The 19,151-nt window shown below is 36.7% G+C and carries 19 protein-coding genes and 1 rRNA gene; 15 read left to right on the top strand and 5 right to left on the bottom strand.

Going from position 1 to position 19,151, the window contains the following annotated elements; translation table 11 throughout:
- Window positions 1-93 precede the first annotated feature (93 nt).
- The 9 genes from lspA to IE155_RS02200 all read left to right on the top strand — a co-directional run bounded on the left by lspA (window position 94) and on the right by IE155_RS02200 (window position 8,823).
- A complete protein-coding gene (lspA, locus tag IE155_RS02240; RefSeq protein ID WP_189376479.1) occupies window positions 94-609 on the top strand; it encodes a signal peptidase II in 516 nt (171 codons plus the stop codon).
- Between the two features lie 45 nt (window positions 610-654).
- Complete coding sequence (gene fkpB / locus IE155_RS02235; protein ID WP_189376478.1) at window positions 655-1,095, top strand: FKBP-type peptidyl-prolyl cis-trans isomerase; 441 nt, start codon at window positions 655-657, stop codon at window positions 1,093-1,095.
- A 5-nt stretch (window positions 1,096-1,100) separates the two neighbouring features.
- Window positions 1,101-2,030, top strand: coding sequence for a 4-hydroxy-3-methylbut-2-enyl diphosphate reductase (gene ispH / locus IE155_RS02230; protein WP_189376477.1), 930 nt, complete (start codon window positions 1,101-1,103; stop codon window positions 2,028-2,030).
- A gap of 325 nt (window positions 2,031-2,355) precedes the next feature.
- The gene (gene pilV, locus IE155_RS02225) at window positions 2,356-2,901 is read left to right on the top strand and encodes a type IV pilus modification protein PilV (RefSeq protein WP_189376476.1); all 546 of its coding nucleotides are present in this window, start codon (window positions 2,356-2,358) and stop codon (window positions 2,899-2,901) included.
- A gap of 1 nt (window position 2,902) precedes the next feature.
- The gene (locus IE155_RS02220; RefSeq protein ID WP_189376475.1) at window positions 2,903-3,853 is read left to right on the top strand and encodes a PilW family protein; all 951 of its coding nucleotides are present in this window, start codon (window positions 2,903-2,905) and stop codon (window positions 3,851-3,853) included.
- A 49-nt stretch (window positions 3,854-3,902) separates the two neighbouring features.
- Window positions 3,903-4,436, top strand: a complete 534-nt coding sequence (locus IE155_RS02215; RefSeq protein WP_189376474.1) for a pilus assembly PilX family protein — start codon at window positions 3,903-3,905, stop codon at window positions 4,434-4,436.
- Window positions 4,437-4,475: 39 nt separating this feature from the next.
- The gene (locus IE155_RS02210; protein WP_189376473.1) at window positions 4,476-8,078 is read left to right on the top strand and encodes a pilus assembly protein; all 3,603 of its coding nucleotides are present in this window, start codon (window positions 4,476-4,478) and stop codon (window positions 8,076-8,078) included.
- Window positions 8,078-8,482 carry a type IV pilin protein gene (locus tag IE155_RS02205; RefSeq protein WP_189376472.1) on the top strand — a complete coding sequence of 135 codons (405 nt, stop codon included), beginning with the start codon at window positions 8,078-8,080 and terminating at the stop codon, window positions 8,480-8,482. Before IE155_RS02210 ends, IE155_RS02205 begins: the two co-directional genes overlap by 1 nt.
- A gap of 14 nt (window positions 8,483-8,496) precedes the next feature.
- A complete protein-coding gene (locus IE155_RS02200; RefSeq protein ID WP_189376471.1) occupies window positions 8,497-8,823 on the top strand; it encodes a hypothetical protein in 327 nt (108 codons plus the stop codon).
- A 100-nt stretch (window positions 8,824-8,923) separates the two neighbouring features.
- Here the strand turns inward: IE155_RS02200 and IE155_RS02195 are convergent, their stop codons facing one another.
- From IE155_RS02195 to nadE, 3 genes are all read right to left on the bottom strand, one after another.
- A complete protein-coding gene (locus IE155_RS02195) occupies window positions 8,924-9,526 on the bottom strand; it encodes a GspH/FimT family pseudopilin (protein ID WP_189376470.1) in 603 nt (200 codons plus the stop codon).
- Window positions 9,527-9,620: 94 nt separating this feature from the next.
- Window positions 9,621-10,178, bottom strand: coding sequence for a GspH/FimT family pseudopilin (locus tag IE155_RS02190; protein ID WP_189376469.1), 558 nt, complete (start codon window positions 10,176-10,178; stop codon window positions 9,621-9,623).
- A 108-nt stretch (window positions 10,179-10,286) separates the two neighbouring features.
- The gene (nadE, locus tag IE155_RS02185; RefSeq protein WP_189376468.1) at window positions 10,287-11,117 is read right to left on the bottom strand and encodes an NAD(+) synthase; all 831 of its coding nucleotides are present in this window, start codon (window positions 11,115-11,117) and stop codon (window positions 10,287-10,289) included.
- A 245-nt stretch (window positions 11,118-11,362) separates the two neighbouring features.
- On the opposite strand from nadE, the gene glnB reads away from it, so the two are divergent.
- The gene (gene glnB / locus IE155_RS02180) at window positions 11,363-11,701 is read left to right on the top strand and encodes a nitrogen regulatory protein P-II (protein ID WP_189376467.1); all 339 of its coding nucleotides are present in this window, start codon (window positions 11,363-11,365) and stop codon (window positions 11,699-11,701) included.
- 61 nt (window positions 11,702-11,762) lie between these two features.
- On the opposite strand, the gene IE155_RS02175 is transcribed toward glnB, so the two are convergent.
- Window positions 11,763-12,527, bottom strand: a complete 765-nt coding sequence (locus tag IE155_RS02175) for an outer membrane protein assembly factor BamD (protein ID WP_189376466.1) — start codon at window positions 12,525-12,527, stop codon at window positions 11,763-11,765.
- 152 nt (window positions 12,528-12,679) lie between these two features.
- Here IE155_RS02175 and rluD point away from each other — a divergent pair, with 152 nt between their 5' ends.
- The 3 genes from rluD (at window position 12,680) to clpB (ending at window position 17,115) form a co-directional block, all read left to right on the top strand.
- The gene (gene rluD / locus IE155_RS02170) at window positions 12,680-13,654 is read left to right on the top strand and encodes a 23S rRNA pseudouridine(1911/1915/1917) synthase RluD (protein ID WP_189376465.1); all 975 of its coding nucleotides are present in this window, start codon (window positions 12,680-12,682) and stop codon (window positions 13,652-13,654) included.
- Complete coding sequence (pgeF, locus tag IE155_RS02165; protein WP_189376464.1) at window positions 13,635-14,399, top strand: peptidoglycan editing factor PgeF; 765 nt, start codon at window positions 13,635-13,637, stop codon at window positions 14,397-14,399. Before rluD ends, pgeF begins: the two co-directional genes overlap by 20 nt.
- Before the next feature lie 139 nt (window positions 14,400-14,538).
- Window positions 14,539-17,115 carry an ATP-dependent chaperone ClpB gene (gene clpB / locus IE155_RS02160; protein ID WP_189376463.1) on the top strand — a complete coding sequence of 859 codons (2,577 nt, stop codon included), beginning with the start codon at window positions 14,539-14,541 and terminating at the stop codon, window positions 17,113-17,115.
- Between the two features lie 25 nt (window positions 17,116-17,140).
- On the opposite strand, the gene IE155_RS02155 is transcribed toward clpB, so the two are convergent.
- On the bottom strand, window positions 17,141-17,539 hold the full coding sequence (locus IE155_RS02155; RefSeq protein ID WP_189376462.1) for a DUF4124 domain-containing protein: 399 nt from the start codon (window positions 17,537-17,539) through the stop codon (window positions 17,141-17,143).
- Between the two features lie 208 nt (window positions 17,540-17,747).
- On the opposite strand from IE155_RS02155, the gene pssA reads away from it, so the two are divergent.
- On the top strand, window positions 17,748-18,581 hold the full coding sequence (gene pssA, locus IE155_RS02150) for a CDP-diacylglycerol--serine O-phosphatidyltransferase (protein ID WP_189376461.1): 834 nt from the start codon (window positions 17,748-17,750) through the stop codon (window positions 18,579-18,581).
- Between the two features lie 503 nt (window positions 18,582-19,084).
- Window positions 19,085-19,151, top strand: a 16S ribosomal RNA gene (locus IE155_RS02145); the annotation flags it as partial.

The following is a 19,151-nucleotide window of genomic DNA, read 5'->3' as shown; positions in this document are numbered from 1 at the left end:
TTAGGTAAATTCATATGAGTGCTCAAGTTATCAATATAATCTTGAGCATTTTTCTTTAAGTCGCGTTATCGTTTCAAAATGGTTAATGTTGTTATGAATGTAATGAAAAATAGTACAAGTTTACGTTGGTTATGGATCACTTTTGTATTCTTAGTAATAGATCAAGTCACCAAGCAATGGGTAGCCAATTCATTTGATTTATATGAATCAGTTAATGTATTGCCATTTTTTAATATTACCTACGTCCATAATCTTGGTGCTGCTTTTAGTTTTCTAGCTGATCAAGGGGGATGGCAGCGCTGGTTTTTTACTATAATAGCATTTATCGCTAGTATTGTTTTCGGTGTATGGCTTAAACGCACGCCAGCGACTCAACCGCTATTAGCGATTGCTTTAGCGTGTATGTTAAGTGGCGCTCTTGGTAATTTAATTGATAGGTTGCTTTTTGGTTATGTTATAGATTTTCTTGATTTTTATATTGGTAGTAATCATTGGCCGGCATTTAATGTGGCTGATTCTATGATTTTTATTGGCGCTGCGTTAATGATAATTGATTCTTTTAAACAAGAAAAAATCAAAAAAATTTCACCAGAGAATAAAAACTCTTAGGTTACACCTAATCAGCAATACGAAAGAAATTAAGTGAAAGAAATAATGAGTAAACAAATACAAAATGATTCACAAATTATTGTTCATATTACTATGAAGTTAGCAGATGGTTCTGCTGCCGACAGTACCAAAGTCAATAATAAGCCCGCCAAAATTATTATGGGCGATAATAGTATTTCTCCCGCATTTGAAAAAGAACTACTTGGATTATCTGTTGGAGATAGTAAAGAGTTTACCCTTGAAGCTGTAGATGCTTTTGGTGAATCTAATCCTGATAACTTACATTATGTCGAAAGCAGTAAGTTTTCAGCCGAAACTCCTGCGAAAGTTGGCAGTATTATCACCTTTACTCAACCAGGTGGTATCGAGCTACCTGGTATGATTAAAGAAGTGTCAGGTGATTCAGTTACTGTTGACTTTAATCACCCGCTAGCAGGGCAAGCGGTAACTTTTATTATTGATGTTATAGATATTTTACCGGAGTAAAAACTGTGGACATTATTCTAGCTAATCCAAGAGGTTTTTGTGCAGGTGTGGACAGAGCAATAAGTATTGTTGATCGTGCACTCGATCTTTTTGATGCGCCTATCTATGTTCGTCATGAGGTTGTACACAATAAATTTGTTGTTAATGGATTAAAAAAACGTGGCGCAGTTTTTGTTGATGAGCTTCATGAAGTACCCGATGATAGTACGGTAATATTTTCAGCACATGGTGTTTCGAAAGCTGTTCGTAATGAAGCGAAGAGCCGTGGTTTAAAAGTCTTTGATGCAACGTGTCCATTAGTAACTAAAGTGCATATGGAAGTATCTCGAGCCAGTCGAAAAAATGTTGAGTGTGTGCTTATTGGCCACGCTGGGCATCCTGAAGTTGAAGGTACTATGGGACAATATGAAAGTAAAGATGGAGGTATTTATTTAGTTGAGTCTGCAGCTGATGTTGCTAATTTAACCGTTAAAAATCCCCAACATCTATATTTTTGTAGCCAAACAACACTCTCAGTTGATGATACTAGTGATGTTATTGATGCCTTAATTGCTAAATTTCCAGCAATTGAAGGACCACGTAAAGATGATATTTGTTATGCAACACAAAATAGACAAGACGCTGTGCGTTCAATAGCGAGTCAAGTAGATATGTTATTAGTTGTTGGCGCTAAAAATAGTTCAAACTCTAATCGACTACGTGAACTTGCTGAAAAAATAGGTACAAGAGCTTACCTTATTGACACTGCCGATAATATTGAACCATCTTGGTTAAATGGAGTAACTAAAATAGGAGTTACTGCAGGCGCCTCTGCCCCAGACATACTGGTTAGACAAGTGATTGATGCATTAAAACTTTCGGGGGGTCAAGAAGTTATCGAATACCCGGGACGAGAAGAAAATACAGTGTTTGCAGTACCCATAGAATTACGCTAATCTTACTTTAGGTTAAAATATGCGCAAAAACTAATCACAGTAATAAAATATTGCCAGTATTTTTAAAGTAAGTTACATTCAAGCGAATAATAACTGTGCATCAATCAATAGGATGATTATTCGCTATATGGAAATAGGTATGGGTTAATGCGGTTCACGTTAGTGATTTTTAACACATATGTTCGACAACTTTCGACATTTTTATTTTTTAAAGTGTCCTTTTCTTATGCCTGTTTTTGGGCTTTTTCATCTTTTGATTTTTTCTATAAAACTTGTTGTATCTCTGTACTCAAACGTAGTGTTTTATCAACTCAAGAGGCTATCAATGTATCACCATAAAAAATTACAACAACGTGGTATGACATTTATTGAAGTGTTAATTGCATTAGTGTTAATTGTTACTGGTATTTTAGGTGCGGTAGCTATGCAGGCTACCGCTAAAAAAGGGAGCTTTGATGCAATGCAGCGCGCGCTTGCTTCAGCATTAGCGCAAGATATTATTGAGCGAATGCGAAGTAATGATGCAAGTGGATTAGCTAATTATGCAGGTACTGATTATGGTGCCGCGCTTGATGCAGTACCCGCAAGTCGTTGTAATAATCCGGCGGCTGTTTGCACACCAACAGCTATGGTTACCAATGATCGTTATGAGTGGGAACTTGCTTTAATGGGGGCCGATGTTTTGAATGGAACAAAAAAAGTGGGTGGTTTAACCGGTGCTAGAGGCTGTATAACGGTAACTAATATTAATGAAGTATCAGTCACTATTAGTTGGCAAGGACGAACTGGCATTACCGACAGCAGTACTGGCACTTGTGGCGCTTCTGGTGATAAACGTCGCCAAATTACTATTGGGGCATTTATTTTTTAAAATGAAAAAACAATTAGGTTACACCATCATTGAAATATTTATCGCACTGGCCATTGGCTTGGTGCTTTTTGCAGGTGTGTTAAGTATTTTTGTTGGCATGAAAACAACATCTGTTGAAACTTCAAGTTATGGAGAGCTTCAAGAGAATGGCCGTTTCGCGTTAAGTATCTTAAGTGAAGATTTGCAAAAAGCTGATTTTTGGGGAGATTATACTGGGACCCTGAGTCGAAGTGCTTTTGTAGCTGTCCCTGGAGCACCTGCTCCTGACTGTGTGGGCGAAGGGCTAAATAATGCCACTTTTCCTACTGCGTTAGGGCATTTTAGAACAACGTGGGGGAAAACTGCGACAACAGCCGCTAATATGGGGTGTATTACTGATGCTGTTATTGGTTCAGATATACTCCAAATTAAAAGAGTGATGGGAAATGCTATTGATACCACTGTAGCTGGTGCGCTTACGAACAACAATTTCTATATGGTAACAAATACCAGTGGTGGGCAAATTTTTACGGGCGCAGCATTACCAGTAGTTGATAATAGTAGAGTATGGGAATATCAACACCATGTTTACTATGTAAAAACAGAAGGCAGTAATAATGTACCTGTATTAATGCAGGGTCGTTTAACGACGAGTATGAGTTTTGATCCTTTAATTGATGGGATTGAAATGATCCGTTTTATGTATGGGGTCGATACTGACGATGATGGTATCGTTAACGCCTATATTTCAGCTGATGATATGACAGATGATCTTTGGGATAGAGGAAGTAATAGCCGCATTATCGCTGCCAAGATATATGTATTAGCTCGCAGTGTGAAGATTGATAACAAGTACGATAATAAAAATACTTATCAACTTGGTGATTTAGCAGTTACTTTTGATGATAATTATCGTCGGTTATTATTCTCGAGTACCGTAAGTTTATTTAATGCGCGTGTTGATAGTTGGTAATAAAATTTTTTATCTTGTTTCGATGTAATTAAATAGTGATAGGTTTTTTATGAAAAAGTTGTATTTATCGAAAGCAAATAGTCAATTGAATAATAGCAAACATCAGCAGGGTGTTGTTCTGATCGTTTCACTTGTCTTTCTTATTGCGTTGACCGCTGTTGCCGTAGCGTTGATGCAAAATTCATCGAGTGATGTACGTATGTCAGGCGCGAGTGAAGAAAAAGCTATCGCGACTCAACAAGCTATTAGCGTTAACGATGAAGTTATTGCCGACCAATTATCTGGCGCTGCGGGGACAAATAGTTTTGCTTTTCCATTGGTGAGGTTTCCAATCACAGGCTTAGAAAATAATTTATCTGCCACGTTAAAGCCAAATACAGTGGCGTTGATAGATATTGCGAATAACGCGTTAAAATTAGAAGGGGATTGCCCACATTCGCGTAACGCCTCTTCTACCAGTGTATTTAGTTGTAATGTATTAAGAACACAAGTTATTAAAACGTATGGCCGAAAAAATGTAAGTGGCGTACAAACTAATCGAATTATTGTAAATTCTGGTGTAGCGCAAGAGTTATTACGTTAAATAACGAGTATATTGTGTAAGAATTTTGAGGAACTTTATATGAAAAAGTTAATATTGATAGGTGCTTTAACCTTAGTCTCTTATTTTGCTTATAGCGAAGATATTGAATTATATATAAGTGACACAGCAAAACAGTCAGGAAAGCGACCTCAAGTTCTGATTATATTCGATAACTCTGGCAGTATGGGAACAGATGAATGGGTTAAGCCAAGTTATAACCCTAAAACCAATTACCCAGGAATTGGCGGAGATAACTCAGCTAAAAATACACGTATTTATTATACTAAAGGCGGGCTATCAGGAACTTCCTTACCTATACCTAACGCTAGCAGTGAACCTCGACACTTTTCTTTCGACATCAATAGTTGCGCCTCGGCACGTGAAATTTTAGCAAAAACTGGTTTTTATACGGGACGAATCCGAGAATATACCATTAAAGGGAACTCTGGTGCATGGGAAGAAATCCCTGATACGACAGGTGTCAATATTAAAGCTATCGATTGTCAAGATGATGTAAACAAAGTCCCGGAAACTTTTTCCCCATCAGTTGATTCAAGCATCAACAAAGGCGATGACCTTATAAATGGTGGAACTATGGCTAATGGTTACCCTGTCAATGGTAAGGGGACTAAGCAAAACCCTATATATTATGGAACATTGGCTGAATCTGAAGCCAGTGTGAGTTGGTCTGGCGAGCTGGTGACTCTTTATACCGACAATTTCTTGCGTTGGAATCATAATACTTCGATGAGCAATGTTAAAAAAGAAAGAATAGACATCGCAAAAGAGAGTATTGTTAATGTAATTAATGCTGCTCCAGCTGTTGATTTTGGTTTGCAAATTTTTAATTATAATTTAGGCAATAAAAATAATAGCGCCAATGGTGGGCGAATTGTTGCAGGTATTAAGCAAATGACTGCAACAAATAAAAGTAACTTAATTGATATTATCGAGGATGATTTAAGAGCATTAACCAATACCCCTTTATGCGAAACATTATATGAAGCATCCCGTTATTTTGCCGGTCAATCTGTTTATTATGGTAATGATAGTAATCAAGTAAATTATAACTATGCTAATACTCCTCCTAGAGATACTTCGATAGAAGTTAGTAATGTCTATCAGTCACCTTTTGGCGGATGTCATAGTAAAGCTTATGTTATATTAATTACTGATGGAGAGCCTACACAGGATAACCATGCTGATAGTTTAGTTAATAATTTACAAGAAGTGATAGATAATGGCGATGGTACGACGACAACTAATAAGTTTGACGGCTCTAAATATAGTGGTAATTATTTAGCTGCATTAGCGGGTTGGATGAGAAACCATGATGTAAATGCGACTATCCCAAATAAACAGACAATTGATACTTTCCCGATTGGTTTTAGTGATGGAGCAAACTCTGCAGAGCCATTACTAAAAGAAACGGCAAAATTAGGTAATCAAAAAGGCCTTTACTTTAAAGCGACTGATAGTACTCAGCTTACCGCAGCTTTATTAAACATACTTGAAAATTTAGAGCCGAGTAATGAGAGTTTAACCTCTGCATCAGTAGCCGCTAATAATTTTGACCGCACTGAAACACTTAACTCTGTTTATTATGCCATGTTTGATCCGCAACATGGGCCACGCTGGCAAGGGAATCTTAAAAAATACAAAGTTTTCGATGATGTACAAAAAGGTGCTAATGGTGTTGCTGCAATAGATGATACCACCGGGTACTTTTCAAGTTATGTTCGTAGCTATTGGACGCCTGCCAATGCATCCCCTGATGGTGCTATTGTTGAAGAAGGCGGGGTAGCTGAAATGCTGCGCAACAAAACGAATCGCACTATTTATAGTGATATTGGTACAGGCAATAAACTGGCACTATTAACTTCTGCTACAGCCAAGACATCATTTGGTTCTAATGCTGCGTTAGCTACTGCTTTAGATGTGGCTAATAATCAATCTGATATTGATGACATGCTTAACTGGGCTAAAGGTATTGATGTTGACGATGAAGATGAAGATAACAGTACTACGGATATTCGTTACGATGTTTTTGGTGATCCATTACATTCTAAACCCTTAGTGGTTAATTATGGTAATGATGTTATTCGCATCGTGATTGGTACTAATGCAGGTATGTTGCATATGTTTGAAGATGTCAATGATACAATTGATGAACTTTGGTCTTTTATGCCTAAAGAATTTTTTGGTAATATCAAGCCATTGCGAGATAACTTTAGTACTGCAGATAAAGTCTATGGTATTGATGGGCGTATAAGTTCACATGTTCAAGACCACAATGGTGATGGTATTATAAATGGTACCGACAAAGTTTGGATATTTTTTGGTTTACGTCGAGGCGGGAGTTCTTATTATGCCATTGATATTAGTACAACGACACCGAAACTCCTTTGGCATATAGATAGTTCAACCCCCGGTTTTAGTGAGCTTGGCCAGTCTTGGTCGCAACCCGTTATTACTTATTCAAAAGTAAATGCCTCGGCAACTGTCGCTAAGCCTGTTGTTATTTTTGGTGGTGGTTATGATATTAATAAAGACCAAGCCGGTGTTGGTACTGATGATTCTGTCGGGCGTGCTATCTATATGGTTGATGCAGAAACCGGCGCATTAAAATGGAGTTTAGCACCTTCAGGCGGTATTACCGAATTTGCAGGAATAACTGATAGTATTCCTTCTAACGTTGCACATCTTGATAGTAATGGTGATGGTTTAACTGATCGTTTATATGTAGGAGATACTGGAGGGAATTTGTGGCGTGTCGATATGCCTGATGCGAATCCGAAAGATTCAACTCATCCTTGGACCGTTTTTAAATTAGCTTCTGTAGCAGGTACAACTAATGCAGAAGATAGACGTTTCTTTTATGAACCTTCTATTGTTCGTGCTTTTATAACCGAAACAATTCAAACTGATATTATTGATAACGGTGTTACCAAAACAGTAATAAGGCAGCAAGAAACACCTTACGATGCATTATTAATTGGTAGTGGGGATAGATCAAACCCGTTAGGTACAGATACCCAAGATACTTTTTTCATGATTAAAGATGAAAATATTTTCACTCGTTCATATTCATCTACAACAACGCCAGCAACACCGAGTACAATTGTTCATACAAATTCAAGTAGTGATTTATATGATTTAACTACGAGTGTATTTGATGATGCTTCATTATCAGATGCTGATCGTCAAAAAGAAGCCGTTAAACTTAGCGAGAAAAAGGGATGGTTTATCAATTTAGATAAATCTACCGGTGAAAAAAATACTTCATCTGCAAATGTGATCAATAATGTTGTGTATTTTACCTCTTATACACCTCCAGATAATGTGGTACTAGCCTGTGAAGTGCCAGGTGGTGAAAGTCGCTTATATGCTGTAGATTTAGCGCAAGGTAGACAAATTTATAAATGGGAAAATGACGGTGTCATTGATGAGAAAGATCGCAGTATTATCATAGATCAGTCATTTTTAGATAGTCCTACACTTATCGTTGTACCTAATGATGATGGGAACCCTAATACCGTTGATGAAGCGGTGGGAAATATTATTACAGGTCGTCAAATTATCCCCGTAGGCTTTACATTAAGTACAAATAGAACGCATTTATATATTCAAGAGGATCAATAATGCAAAAAACTAATCATTATAATGGCTTTACATTGATTGAATTAATGATCACTGTGGCTATTATCGGTATTTTAGCAGCGGTTGTTTATCCATCATATACGAGTTTTGTCATGCGATCGGATAGATCTGAAGGGCAACGAGAGTTAGTGCGTTTAGCTAACCTTCAAGAACAACTCTACACTGACAGCCGTGCTTATACTGAGGATATGAAAGTATTGGGAATGGCCGCTGATCCATATATTACAGAGTCTAAAAAGTATAGTATCGATGCGAAAGTGACAGGTGATACATTTATTTTAACCGCGACAGCAAAAAATTCGCAGACTAAAGATACTGGCTGTACTACATTAACGATTAATGAAGCAGGTTATAAAACACCTGCTGGTACTTGTTGGGAACAATAAGTAGGGAGAATGCAATGAATAGTAAAGTTACTTTGATAGCAATACCTTTTATCTCATTGGCTTGTTTATTTACTACGGGCACGTTGGCACAAGAAATAGCGAAACCAAACATTAAAGTAAAATGCTTTGTAGATTTTTATGGAGGTGGGCAAAGTATTTATACTGCACGTTTAAGTGAAGAGTTATATAGGAGCTTACCTGATTCATTAATCAATGAACGAGTGTACACATTAACCAGAGATAATAAGAAAAAAGTATATGCGGTTAATGAGTGTGTTTTAGATCAAGATAAGTTTAAAAGCGCAATTGCCAATAACTTAGAGAAAACCATGTCAAAGTAATTGATTAAACAAAGTAAAAACATAAGCATAATTGAAAATGGAATATTGATAGTTTCAGTTATGCTTAATTTACTTTTGAATTATATTACTTTGAAACAGACTAACAACTTATTTCATTTCCACTTCTGTCTTCATCTTTATTATCATTATCTATATCTTCACTGGCGTAGGCTCGTCCAGATAATGAGATCTCCACTGCTCTAGATAAATCTGCACGCCCTTGAGGGCAATATTTTATCATTACTGGACCAGCACTGGCTAACTTCCCTGTTGGTGCAAAGACAATATCTGTCTTCGTTGATTTGATTGTTTCACCTGATTTAGCAGCATTTTTAACTTTTATTAAAAATTCACTTGCAGGAACTAGCGTTGACTCAAAGATCTTTGCATTAGCTAGTGTATTAGCTTCGTTTGTAAAAACGCTTAATGTGTTTTGCCAATTAGTGGTTTGACAGTTTTTCCCTGAAAGAGGGCAAATAGTGACATATTGTCCTGTACTAATAGCTGTATTTCTAGCGGTTAGAATTATTCGATGAATTTCTGATATTTCGCTATCAACCCGTGACTTGATAGTAAACTCATTTAATCCTGGTATTCCTATAGCTAATAGAATGCCCACAATCCCCATGCCTACTATAAGCTCTACTAGTGTAAAGCCTTTAATTAATTGTGATCTAAAAGAATTTGATTGACGATTTAACATAAGAAAAACATGTGGCCTATGACATTCGTTCAATATTTATAACATTTATTAGTATGCGCTGCTAGAATAATTTAATTCATACTGTCTGATATGGTTAGTTGCATTTAATTGCTTTTCCTGAGCGTGTAACATCATGGCCTTTCTTCTGATTAAATTCAGATTTGTATGTTCTACCTGAAACCGCGACTGTCACAGCCCTTGATTTTTTTAAATGACCTTTAGGGCAATAACTAAACGTAGCATTTTGGCCCCAGCCTTTTAAGTACCCATCAGGTGCATAAGTTAGCCCTTTTCTGGTGTTACCATACTGTAGCTTATCTCCTTCGACTATCGCCTTTTTATATTGAATTAGTTTTTCTTGTAGCAGAGGTTCATACACTTTATTGTTATTTGCATCAGTAAAGACGGTGAGGGGGAGTTGCCAGTTATTTTCACAAATATTACCTTTAAGAGGACATAAAGTGACGGTTTGGCTGGTATTTAACGCTGTATTCCTTGTTAGGATAAGTAAGCGATTTATATGATTAATTTCATTATCAACACGCATTTTAATCAATAGATCAATCATTGAAGGAATACCTACAGCAGTAAGTATGATTAAAATAGCCGTTGCAATTAATGTTTCAATTAAAGTAAATCCATTACTTTTCATAGTTCACCTCTTTCCATGAGGTTAATTAAATCTAAATAAAGTTATAGAACACTATTTTTATTAGTGCCAATTTATTTTTAAATCGGCACTTTTCATATCGAAGTTTACTTAATCATATAGCGTAGGGATCGGTGCACGCTTGTGCTGAGTTTTTAAATAAATATTTACAATATGCTTCTCTATTTCTTTGCTGACCGGTTTTCCCTCCAAAAAGTCATCTAGTTGATCATAAGTGATACCAAGTGCGTCTTCATCTTTTTTACTTGGTGATAATTCTTCTAAATCAGCTGTTGGCGCTTTATCAATAAGTAAGTGAGGAGCACCTAACTTTTTAGCAAGTTGACGAACTTGACGTTTTGACAAGCCAAATAAAGGAGCAAGATCACAAGCACCATCTCCCCATTTAGTAAAAAAACCAGTGACGTTTTCTGCAGAATGATCTGTGCCTAATACTAGTGCACCAAGGATACCAGCAATATGATATTGCATTACCATACGCGTTCTTGCTTTTACGTTGCCTTTTGAAAAGTCAATTTCAGCTGCATTCGCATTAAGTATTTCAGCACCACTTAAAGCATTTATAACCTCGTTATGTATGCCGTTCGCCCCATGTTCGATATTTGTACTTATACTATGTGTGGGTTTAATAAATGATAATGCTAATTGAGCGTCGTCTTCATCTGCTTGTATATCATATGGTAGTCGTACAGCGATAAATTGAAAGTTATCTTGGTGCTCTTTATTTAATTCATCTACGGCTAATTGTGCTAATCGCCCACAGGTTGTAGAGTCAACTCCGCCACTAATTCCTAATACTAAGTTTTTTAATCCAGAATTAACTAATGTACTTTTGATAAAGCTAATGCGACGGTTTATTTCAAACTCAGTATTTATTTTCGGTAATACTTGCATTTCTTTGATAATGCTATGCGGATCCATGAACTTCCTCGAATTTTACTTTAGACATTAACCTAGAATTTAGAGTATAGATTCTAGAACATTTAATAAGTGTACCAAACAATAATTATCTTGTGATCGACTTTATGCAAAATTCAATTTTTAGTTTTTTAGTACTTATGTGTACAATGGTTGATAATCTATTAGGTTGTGGCGTTTATCTTTGCATAGAAAAATCAGTAAAGTGCAAAGTAATATCGTTGTTTTGGACATTACAAAGGCTGAGTATGAAAAAAATTGAAGCAATTATTAAACCGTTTAAATTAGATGATGTAAGAGAAAACCTCGGTGAAATAGGGGTAAATGGTATGACGGTTTCAGAAGTTAAAGGTTTTGGTCGCCAAAAAGGGCATACTGAGCTCTACCGTGGTGCAGAGTACATGGTTGATTTTTTACCTAAAGCAAAAATTGAAATAGTAGTGGCAGATGAAGATGTTGAACGTTGTGTCGATGCAATTATGAATACTGCGAAAACAGGTAAGATTGGAGACGGTAAAATTTTTGTGACAAACGTTGAACGTATTATCAGAATTCGTACCGGTGAAGAAGATAACGAGGCTATTTAAAGTTATATAATCCATTAAAAAGGATGCTATTTGCATCCTTTTTTATTCAACTTATCGTTAACTAGTTAGCAACTTTATCATTGTCAGGGTAATTCGCTGCTAATACTTGCATTGCATTATTACGAAGATCTGTTAACCCCATTTTTTCGTAACATTCAATCATTATTTCTAAGGCTTCTTCAACTTGACTTGTTTGTGAGTAGACTTCAACTATATAACGACCTCGATTCGCTGCAGACGCATATGACTCTCTTTCTATATAAAAGCGAGCAACGCTAAGTTCATACTCAGCTAAACGAGACTTGATTGCTATCATTCGTTTTCTTGAATCGGCAGCATATTTACTTTGTGGGTAATTTGTAACTATCGTTTTTAAATCTTTAAAGGCTTCTCTAGAGGCGCTAGGGTCACGATCTGAGCGATCAATTCCAGCCAGATCTTGAAATAAGTTACTTTCAGTCGATAAATTTATCAATGCACGCATGTAATATACATAATCAACGTTTACATGTGCGGGGTTTAACCGAAGAAACCTATCTGTTAGTGCAATTCCTTGAGCGGCATCACCACTCTTATAATATGCATAGATTAAATCTAATTGTACCTGGTGACTAATAGGCCCATATGGAAATCGTGAGTCGATTGCAGATAAAATTTGAATAGCCTTTTGAAATAAGCCATTGTCCAATGCTTCGCGCGCGTCGGTAAATAATGCTTGAGCTGACTTGTCTGGCACCTTGTCCACTTCATTATCGCTAGAAGATGAACAGCCTGCTATTGCTAGTAAAAATACTATAAATAGGGTTCTAAATGTCAATTTTTCCATAGACTTAATTATCACTACTCTGTTTTTAATTAAAATTAAACTACTGCTGATCATATTTACTTAATGTAATTGAATGAGCAAAAGGGTAAAATAAGTTTTGCATTCTAACCTAGCAATCAAACCTTGCACAGTGCTAATTCACAGAGATTTTAATGGCTGAGAAAATTCAACACCAAGAAATAGTTCCAGATTCATGCTTAGGTAAGCGTTTCGACCAGACTTTGGCTGAAATGTTCCCTGATTATTCACGTTCTCGTTTAAAAGAATGGATACTCGCTGGCAATGTGTCAGTTAATGGTAATGTTCTAACTGTACCTAGAGAAAAAATGTACGGCGGTGAACAAATAGAAATTAATAGCGAAATTGAAGCTGAAGTCCGTTTTATTCCCCAAAACATCTCATTAAATATTGTTTACGAAGATGATGATATTTTGGTTATTAATAAGCCGGCAGGGCTTGTTGTACATCCTGGTGCCGGAAATCCTGATGGAACAATATTAAATGCTTTACTACATCATTGTCCGCAAGTTGATGTAGTGCCCAGAGCAGGTATTGTGCATCGACTAGATAAAGATACAACGGGGTTAATGGTTGTTGCAAAAACAATTGCTGCACAAACTAACTTAGTTGAGTCATTGCAAGCACGAGAAATTACCCGAGAATATGAGGCTATCGCTTGTGGTGTTATGACTGCTGGTGGTGTTGTTGATGAACCGATAGGACGCCATTCAACTAAGCGCACCCATATGGCGGTTACAATGATGGGACGCCCGTCAGTAACTCATTATCGTGTTATGGAAAAGTTTCGTTTACATACTCGTTTACGATTACGCTTAGAAACTGGCCGAACTCATCAAATTCGTGTTCATATGGCGCATATTACTCACCCACTTGTTGGTGATCCTGTATATGGTGGACGTCCAAGGCCTCCTCGAAATGCAACACCAGAGTTACGAGAAGTGTTAAAAGACTTTAAACGTCAAGCATTACATGCTGCAATGTTATCGCTATTTCACCCTATTACAGGTGAAGAAATGACATGGCATGCAGAAATTCCGAAAGATATGGTAAATTTGACTAATACTTTAAGAGAAGATACTAAGCTAAATGGTGAAGATAACTACTGAGCAACCCGTTGAAAATATTGAACTGTTTGTCAATAATGTACAGGCGCTTCAATCAACGCAATCGGGGACATGTCAGACAGCAAGTATTTCCTCTAATTTCGGTCGCTTTAATTTAGGTCTTCATGTGGGAGATGACGAAAGTACCGTATTGGCTAACCGTCATTATTTACAGCGCTTTCTTCCTAAAGGCTGCGAAGTACAGTGGCTTGAACAAGTACATGGTAACGATGTTCTTAATATAGAGAATGTAATTTTTCCATACCCATCAGCAGATGCAATTATTACACGTACCCCTAATATAGCTTTGGCAATAATGACTGCAGATTGTTTACCTATTTTATTGTCTAATAAAAATGGCGATGAAGTTGCTGCACTTCATTGTGGTTGGCGTTCAATAGTGAGTAATATTATTGGTGCAACATTAAATAAAATGATATGTAAGCCAGAAGAAGTTATTGCTTGGCTAGGACCTTGTATTAGTCAGCAATATTTTGAAGTTGGAGAAGATGTTAGGCAGGCTTTTATAAAACTTCACCCTCAATTAACTTTATTTTTTGCTAAAAATAAAGTCGCTAAATATCAAGCAAATTTATCGGGCATAGCTAAATATTTATTAGAATTATCTGGTGTTACCATTGTTATTGACAGTCAGCAATGTACTTATGCAAACCAGGATAAATATTATTCATATCGTCGTAACAATATTACTGGGAGAATGGCGTCAGTAATTTGCATTAAAAGTTAATAAATGCCGATATTAGAACTTGATTTAGATCAAGTTACTATAATAAAAGCATTGAAAGTTATCCACATAACCCCATTTATTAATTAAAGGGTGAGTATGTCTGCAAAACTGTAGACGAGTATGACTTTAGGAGTTAACTATGCGTTTAGATCGTTTTACCCAATCATTTCAAGTAGCAATATCTGATGCACAATCTATAGCATTAGGTAAAGACCATCAATTTATTGAACCTGCACATTTGATGCTAGCGTTATTAAATCAAAGTAATGGTAGTATTCTCCCGTTACTAAAAAGCGCGGGGATTGATGTTTTTACGTTGCGCTCTCAAGTTGAAAATATACTATCAAATCTGGCTCAAGTTAGTGGCGCAGGTGGAGAAGTACAACTGTCAGCTGCCTCAGGTAGTTTGTTAAATTTATGTGATAAATATGCCCAAAAATTGGGAGATAAGTTTATCTCATCGGAAGTTTTTATTTTGGCCGCTCTAGAAGACAAAGGGCAGCTAGGACAAACATTAAAGTCATTAGGTGCGAGCGAACAGCGGATACAAGACGCAATTTTACATGTTCGTGGTGGTGAAAATGTTAATGATCCTAATGCCGAAGAGTCACGTCAGGCGCTAGATAAATATACGGTAGATTTAACTGAACGTGCCGAGCAAGGTAAATTAGATCCTGTAATCGGTCGAGATGATGAGATCAGGCGTACAATTCAGGTTCTTCAACGTCGCACTAAAAATAATCCTGTATTAATTGGGCAACCAGGTGTTGGAAAAACAGCTATTGTTGAAGGGTTAGCACAGCGTATTGTCGATCACGAAGTACCAGAAGGATTGAAAAACAAACGTGTATTATCATTAGATATGGGAGCGCTTGTTGCTGGTGCTAAATATAGAGGGGAGTTTGAAGAGCGCTTAAAAGCAGTATTAAATGAATTGTCCAAACTAGAAGGGCAAGTCATTTTATTCATTGATGAATTACACACTATGGTTGGTGCTGGTAAAGGTGACGGGGCAATGGATGCTGGGAATATGTTAAAGCCAGCACTTGCTCGTGGTGACTTACATTGTGTTGGCGCAACGACACTTGATGAATATCGTCAGTATATAGAAAAAGACGCTGCTCTTGAACGTCGTTTTCAAAAAGTATTAGTTGAAGAGCCTTCAGTTGAAGATACTATTGCCATTCTTCGTGGATTAAAAGAACGTTATGAGCTTCATCATAAAGTAGATATTACTGACCCTGCAATAGTAGCGGCTGCTACGCTATCGCATCGATATGTTAGTGATAGACAATTACCTGATAAAGCAATTGATTTAATTGATGAGGCTGCATCAAGTATTCGCTTACAAATGGATTCTAAGCCAGAAGATCTTGATAAGTTAGAGCGTAAAATTGTTCAATTAAAACTAGAGCAGAAAGCTTTAGCGGGTGAATCTGATGATTCATCTATTAAACGTTTGTCGCTTATCAATGAACAACTAACTGATTTTGAAAGCCGTTATGATGAATTGGAGGAAGTTTGGACTTCAGAGAAAGCTGCTATTCATGGCACTCAAGCAATAAAGTCTGAATTAGAGCAAGCAAGAATTGAGCTAGATTCAGCTCGAAGAGCAGGTGATCTTAATCATATGGCTGAACTGCAATACAGTCGAATTCCTGCTTTAGAAAAGCAACTTGACCTTGCGAGTCAAGCAGAAATGCAAGAAATGACTTTGTTACGAAATAAAGTTAGTGAAGTTGAAATTGCGGACGTTTTGAGCAGGGCAACAGGGATCCCAGTGGCTAAAATGTTAGAAGAGGAGTGTGATAAATTACTCTCAATGGAAAATAACTTGCATCAGCGAGTTATAGGGCAATCAGAAGCGGTTGTTTCCGTTTCTAATGCTATTAGACGTTCTCGGGCTGGTTTAGCAGATCCAAACCAGCCTATAGGCTCTTTCTTATTTCTTGGCCCTACAGGTGTAGGTAAAACAGAATTAACGAAAGCCTTGGCGCATTTTCTATTTGACAGTGAAGATGCCTTAATCCGCGTTGATATGTCTGAGTTTATGGAAAAACACTCGGTTGCTCGACTTGTAGGAGCGCCTCCTGGCTATGTTGGTTATGAAGAGGGTGGATACTTAACAGAAGCTGTTCGAAGAAAGCCGTATTCTGTCATTTTACTCGATGAAATTGAGAAAGCGCATCCTGATGTTTTTAATATTTTATTACAAGTGCTTGATGATGGACGGTTAACCGATGGACAAGGCCGTACAGTGGATTTTAGAAATACTGTTGTCATTATGACTTCTAATATAGGGTCAGATATTATTCAAGCATTTGGTGATAATGAACGTTATCAAGAAATGAAAACTCAAGTTATGGCTGAAATCAGTCAACACTTCAAGCCCGAATTCATTAATAGAATAGATGAATCAGTAGTATTTCATCCATTACTACAAGAACAAATCTCACTTATTGCTTCTATACAATTAAATGAACTAGCTAAACGTTTAGAAGAAAGAGATATTGGATTTGAAGTATCTGATGAAGCACTTACATTGATTTCTGACGCGGGATTTGATCCTCTATTTGGTGCAAGACCTTTAAAAAGGTCAATACAACAACTAATAGAAAATCCTTTAGCGCAGTGCATTCTATCCGGAGAGTTTAAAGCTGGAGATACAATCCATGTACTCGTTAATGATCAAACGTTAACTTTTAGTAAAAAATAATTTGGTAAGGTGTTTATTGTCGAGTTCAACCTCGACAATAAACTTCCACTTGTTTTTCATTAATTTCAATTTGCTGCTGCTTTTGCGTTTCATTAAGCACTTTTAACTCACCAGACTCATCTTTATATTGAATTTTATCGTAAGTTTTTAAAGTTTGAACATTGGCTTTAGCTTCTTCGCATTTATCTTTAGAACCTTCAATTGCTAATGCATTTTCAACTGAAGCGACAGGTTTAGCCTTTTCAATGGGAATACTGTGGGTAGGGGCTGACATAGATAATTCTGTATAATCGTCATGTTCGGGTTGTTGTTGACTAAAGTGAACTACATTGTTGTTATCTACCCAACGATATATGGTGACATTTGTCGCTGAACTAAAAAATGCAACACTAGTAAGTAACATACCTATACATTTTATTTTCATATCCCTACCTATTCGACGATTGATAAATACATTAAGCCAAGCTTTATTAATATGGATTAATAGATTGTGTTATATCAATTAAGGAAAAAGTTTACAAACTTTTAAAAAGAAGACTTACTAAGAATTAGTAAATATATCTGCCTTCGTTAATGCTTTTATGTTAAATTAATCATTAGGTTTAATCATTTGTGTGTTAAAAAATTTCTTTATGTCAGATAAAAGTAACAATAATACTTCCCCAACAAGAGGGATATATTTATTACCTAATTTATTAACAACGGCTGGCTTGTTTTCAGGTTTTTTTGCCGTTGTATCTTCAATGAATGGTCATTTTGCTAATGCAGCCATTGCAATATTTGTCGCTATGATTTTTGATGGATTAGATGGGCGAGTAGCTCGTATGACAAATACTCAAAGCGAATTTGGTGCTGAATATGACAGTATGGCTGACATGGTTTCTTTTGGTATCGCGCCAGGTTTAGTTGCTTATAATTGGGCGCTTTCCGGAATGGGGAAATTTGGTTGGTTGGCTGCATTTGTCTTTGTTGCAGCAGCTGCACTACGATTGGCAAGGTTTAATACACAGGTTGGTGTTGCTGACAAACGATATTTTCAAGGATTAGCAAGTCCGGCAGCCGCAGGTGTAATTGCAAGCCTTGTGTGGGTGGGAACTGAATACGAACTAAATGGCCAAGATTTTGGTTTAGTGTTAGGAGTTATAACGATAGTTTCAGGACTCCTAATGGTGAGTAATTTTAGATATAACAGCTTTAAAGACGTAGACTGGAAAGGCAAGGTTAACTTTATTGTCGTGCTACTTATTGTATTAGTCTTTGTTATTGTAGCAGCTAGTCCAGCTGAGTTGTTATCAGTAATCTTCGTATTATATGCAAGCTCAGGGCCTTTCACTACGATTCGTTCAGTTAAAAAATTAAAATTAGAGCATGTCGTTGGTGATGATAATGATTCAGATTTTCCTTCAGAAAAAAAACAAAATGAAACCGATACCGATGTAACAGGTCAAGAAGAGAATAAAACCTAAAAATGGTATATAACTTCAATTACACTTAAAGAGCGCAATGGCGCTCTTTTTGTTTAATCCGTTGGCAAAAATGGATCTTTTGTACTATTTTTATACATTCAGATGTAATGTATACAAAAAAGTTAAATTAACTGTTGACGCGGCGCTAAAAATCTCTAAAATGCGCTCCACTTCTTCAGGGAGACCTGAGAAGCNGAGGCAAGGCCTAGAGCGATAAGGTTAAACGAATGCGATTTAACTTTTCTTCTACTTCACGTAAGTCGAAGATTTTCTTTAACAATTAGTTATCATGCAATTTGTGTGGACACTCACATTGAAGTTGATTTTACCAGCTACTTAGGTAGCAAAAACAGCGCAATGAAGACGTCGCACAAATTAAGTATTGTTTATATGTTTAATATGAATGGTACGTTTTATGTAGTTATTCACTTCGGTGGATAACACGACAGAATTCATTGAGCAGCGAGCCTTTACTTAGGTAGAGGAGCGCACAAACGATTTTTTAATTGAAGAGTTTGATCATGGCTCAGATTGAACGCTGGCGGCAGGCTTAACACATGCAAGTCGAGC

The sequence above is a fragment of the Thalassotalea profundi genome, assembly GCF_014653195.1.
Classification (GTDB): domain Bacteria; phylum Pseudomonadota; class Gammaproteobacteria; order Enterobacterales; family Alteromonadaceae; genus Thalassotalea_B; species Thalassotalea_B profundi.
The sequence above is the reverse complement of the archived record's forward strand: the minus strand, read 5'-3'. Positions and strand labels throughout refer to the sequence as shown.